Source organism: Alteromonas sp. BZK5, from assembly GCF_014349115.1.
GTDB classification, from domain to species: domain Bacteria; phylum Pseudomonadota; class Gammaproteobacteria; order Enterobacterales; family Alteromonadaceae; genus Alteromonas; species Alteromonas macleodii.
Genome location: NZ_JACSOE010000148.1, coordinates 1 through 4574, shown reverse-complemented (window position 1 = coordinate 4574; position 4574 = coordinate 1). Strand labels below are relative to the sequence as shown.

Annotated in this window: 2 protein-coding genes; one reads left to right on the top strand and one right to left on the bottom strand. The window is 40.8% G+C overall.

The window, feature by feature from the left end:
- Positions 1 to 272: 272 nt before the first annotated feature.
- Positions 273 to 3941 (bottom strand): PKD domain-containing protein, encoded by a 3669-nt coding sequence (locus BIZ39_RS20250; protein ID WP_187447892.1) that lies wholly within the window; start codon positions 3939 to 3941, stop codon positions 273 to 275.
- A 264-nt stretch (positions 3942 to 4205) separates the two neighbouring features.
- Here BIZ39_RS20250 and csrA point away from each other — a divergent pair, with 264 nt between their 5' ends.
- Complete coding sequence (csrA, locus tag BIZ39_RS20245; protein ID WP_187447891.1) at positions 4206 to 4382, top strand: carbon storage regulator CsrA; 177 nt, start codon at positions 4206 to 4208, stop codon at positions 4380 to 4382.
- Positions 4383 to 4574 lie beyond the last annotated feature (192 nt).

Below are 4574 nucleotides of genomic sequence, written 5' to 3'. Positions count from 1 at the left end.
CGTCATAATTTATTTTCTTAACCAGAAATAACTCGTAATCTATTTTAGGTACAGGCAACAAGGGAATCGTGAAAAAGTGGCTCAATTGGCAACCGACAAATTGAATGACTCAGTAGTACTTAATTGATATTGGAAACAAACATAGCTGCATCTAACGCACCTAATGTTACTTTAAAATCGAAACCTATTGAGAAAGTCGTATTGACGGTACCAGGGAAACAGTTCTTAAAAAAAGGGTCGGATGGTATTTTCCGACCCTTTTGATCAGACCTCTAATTTACATTGAGTAAATAATTTAACGAAACTGTATCGCCTGTTTCCTTTATCGTAAATTCGAATAGCAAGTTAGCTTGACGCCCTGGCTGCGGGTATTGTGTCCATAGTTCGATATTCACACTTCCATTCTTGGGAACTAAAGTGTTGTCTGCAGTCGTCATATACGCCATCACTAAACCATTAGCATCGTAGGCTCTCACATCAGTAATTGTGACTTGCTGTTCAACAGTTGTTATTCTCAATGTCTCTAGCAATAATTCCTCGTCATCAGAGGGCCTAGTAACGTCTCTTGTCTCATTTTTCTCATAGGGCAAGGTAAGACGTCTAAAACCTTCCTCGGTTTGAATACTCAGTCCCACACTTGGTTCTACTGAAGTGATTTTTACTACATCGGGATCTGATGATGCCGAGCCGTCAAAAACCTCTAATCTGACAAGATATTCACCAATCCTATCAATTTCAAAAAACGGAGAAACGCTGGTGGGGTTATTTATCTGCGAAAGGCTGTTTTCAGGTCTTTGCAGGAAAGACCAGTTGTATTGCAAGGCGTCACCTTCAGAATCTGAAGATGTACTCCCATCTAGCACTATCAGGTCTCCAATTGAACCAATTAGGTCTTCACCGGCATCAGCTATCGGTAATGTATTATAAGGTTTTACATTGATAGTGACTGTGTCGATGTCAGAGACCGTACCTGTTACCGTATTTCTAAAACGAAGTCTTAGTAAATATGTACCCACGGTGTCAGGATAAAACTCATAGAGTCCGAGTACATCTTCTTCTGCCTCATCTTCTGCTTTTACATATTCTGAGATAGTTGGGTTTTCTTCGGACGGTGTATAGATAAACTTCCATTCGTATTCATACGTTTCAGGGTCTCTAAGCGCAATGTAGCCTGAACTCCGGCCATCAAGAACAACGCGTTGCCGTAAGAACGTTGTCTGGTCTGGACCCGCATTAACGCTCGTCGTGTTTCTTACATACTGGATATGTTTTGTTGAGGGAAGACTGCTAACTGTACCATCAAATACAATAAGTTGAGCAACGTACGAGCCATATCGGTCAAGGCTAAGCGTAGCACTTTCATCTTTCGGGTTAATGATTTGCTCTTCACTTAGTGTTGGCCGGCTGATTAAAGACCATGAGTAAGATAGGGGATTTCCGTCTGCATCTGTGCTGTTTCCACCGAACAGGCTGATAACATTTGACTCCCCTTGAACCACTGTAACATCGTTACCCGCATTTGCTATAGGGGCTGAGTTATTTGTTGATGCAATGATGGTGACAAAGCTTTTAGCACTCCAACTTTCTTCATCTTTAACAGATAGGGCAATAATATAAGCGCCCTCCAAATCAGGTGTAAAACTAGTTTCTATGTCAGAGTCATTTTCGAGGACTACAGCACTATTTTCAGGTACTGAAATCACCTCCCAACGGTATTCTGTAATTTCGCTATCGGCGTCGATACTCGCGGCGGAAGTAAGGGTTACCCTAGAGCCTGTTTTGACATTTTGGTCGGGTCCAGCATCGGCTACTGGAGCTAACTTATTGCCAACTTCGATTGAAACTGTTGATGGCTCTGATATGAGTTCGCCGTCATTTACTGTGAGTGTCAACGTATAGGTACCAAATACATCAGCCGTGAAATGTGGTGTAACAGTTTCAGAATTAATGAGTGTAGCGGCACTACCTTCTGGCGACGTCATGAACCACGAAAATGAGATAGTGTCCTCATCTTCGTCGTAGCTTCCACTGCCATCGAGTTTAACTGTAGTATTCAAGCCTACGCTTTGTGGGTTACCTGCATTCGCTACGGGCTGTTCATTTGGCTTGTCTATGTGGATAATCATATCGAATGGGGGGCTGTTACTTCTTCCATCCGACACAACTAACCTTACAGCGTAGGTGCCATTTTCCTGGACGAACATCTTTGTCGTTTTGGCACTTCTATCAAGGATACTGGTTGGTGCATTGTCAGGTTTTGCAATCACTGTCCACGAAACACTGAGTTCATGATTGTCGTCATCAGACGAACCTGATGCATCTAATATAATGGTAGTATAATTTTCTATTTCATAACTACCTTGCGCTTTGGGGAGTGAATTACTCGAGATAACTTGGATATCTACCATAGTTTTCTCAGAGTAATTGCCACCATCGAATGTTTTTAGACTTACCGTATATGTGCCGGTGGTATCAGGAGAAATATTTATACCTTGTGCTTGTGGGTCATTGAGCGCAATAACACTATCCGATGGTTTTCTTTCAATATTCCACTCGTATTGCTCAATGGCATCCCCTTCGTCAGGGTCATAACTGCTGTTGGCTGATAATCTAATTGTGTCACCAACGATAGGCACCAAATCGTTCTGATCGATATCAATAATAGATACTGGGATAGAATTATTAACAGTGACAATAACGGTATCCGTTACGGTGTCATAATCATCACTTACCTGAACTTCAAAAGTATATTCACCTCCAGTGTGGAGAACCACATTAAGTGTGGCGGTATCGCCATTGATAGACACGGGCTCACCACTTGGCTGGGATAATAGCTCCCAGGAATACACAAGTGCACTAGTTTCTATATCGGAGGCGTGTGCCACTAGGTTAGCTGATTCGCCACTTTGGATGCTAATATCTTCGCCAGCATTGAGTTCGGGAAGTGTATTTATTGCCGTGATAAGTATTTCATCTGTATGTGATTCATAACCATCGAATACAGTTAATTCGACAAGATATAAACCGGGTAAGGGAGCGAAAAAAGTGGCCAATGGGCTCTCGGGTGAAAAAGTAATGGACGTATTAGCGCCTGGAGGTGTCTCTAATAGAGCCCACGAATAGCTTAGCGTTTCACTGTCAAAGTCTTGAGAAAAACTGGCGTCCAGTTCAACATCTGTTTTATAAGCAACTTCACGGTCTTCCCCAGCTACGGCTACCGGCGCTTCATTCGTTGCTGTAATAATTACTTTGGCAGTGGGCGAAGTGTGTTCGTCTGAGTCGGATACCGACAACTGCACTTCATATTGACCAAGTTCAGACAGTTGAAAAGCAATAAATTCGCCTGTTTCAGAAGTATCAAAAGCAACTTCAACGCCACTTGGAGAAGTAACCTGCCATTGGAACAACAAAGTACCATCAATACTATCAAAGCTATTGGCACCTGATATTTCGGCAATATTACCTACTTTTAGAGAAAAATTATCTGGAAGGATAGCGACTGGAACAGGTTCTACTATCGTTATAGTAATTGTGTCTTCGTCAGAGTTGAACCCATCAGTTGCAACAAGTTCTATGACGTATGTGCCTATAGTTTCTGCGATAAACTCAATACTTTTATTACCGCTGGTAACCAAACTAAACTCAGCATTTGCAGGCGCGCTGGTAACGGACCATTGGAGTGAAATATTATCTGTTGTTAGTTCATCGTAACTTTGTTGACCGTCAATGATGATAATTTTACTTGGGTCTGAAACTACTTCTTCTTTATTAATTATTGCAAAAACTTTGCTGTTACGGGTCGCTTGCTCAGCTGCAGTGAGTTCTCCAGCACTGTTAAGTAGTTGGTCCCCAGATTGGTCACTTCCCCCTCCACATCCTGTTAGCATCAAAAAGGTAATACAAACGTACAATATTAAAAAAACATGATTTTTGGCCTTCATTACTTTCACTCGTTTTCTACTATTGATGAGAAATGTATTAATGCCGAGTGATAACGGTAATAGTCTCTTTAAAACCCAGAATGTAGAACACTGAGTTTGGAATGAGATCTTTTTTGTCGGTTATTGAAGGCTAGTTTCAAGTGTATTTTTTTGCGAAAGGCATTTAATACACTGGGGAGGCTACTTACTTTCTAAAGATCAGTATTCAAAGCAAATTGAATTGTGTAGTCTGAGATGCAAAGTTTACAAACAAGGAGTTATGTAATGTTAGTTTTGAACGTGAATATAGGAAAATCGCTGATAATCAATGATACGACTAAGGTGCAAGTCTTAAATGTAGAAGGGAGTCAGGTGAAAATAGGTATAGAAGCACCTCGCGAAGTCTCTGTTTACCGTGAAGAGATTTACAGAAAAATAAGAGAACAACAAAAAGCGACATAAAAGATCGTATCTATGCCAAAACCTTCAATTAATACATTACTCGTTCGAGTACTTCTTTACTACACCTAAAAATACGCTAACCAGACTTAAAAAAATAGCGCGGTTTTTATCTACTAATAAAGTAGGAAGGCTTTTTCGGCATATACAATTCATAACTAATAAAGGAAAAAAATATGGAATACATATTTGAAA

Bases quoted from the DNA above. Each gene is read 5' to 3' on its own strand.
- csrA (WP_187447891.1), top strand. From the start codon at position 4,206: ATGTTAGTTTTGAACGTGAATATAGGAAAATCGCTGATAATCAATGAT.
- BIZ39_RS20250 (WP_187447892.1), bottom strand. From the start codon at position 3,941: ATGAAGGCCAAAAATCATGTTTTTTTAATATTGTACGTTTGTATTACC.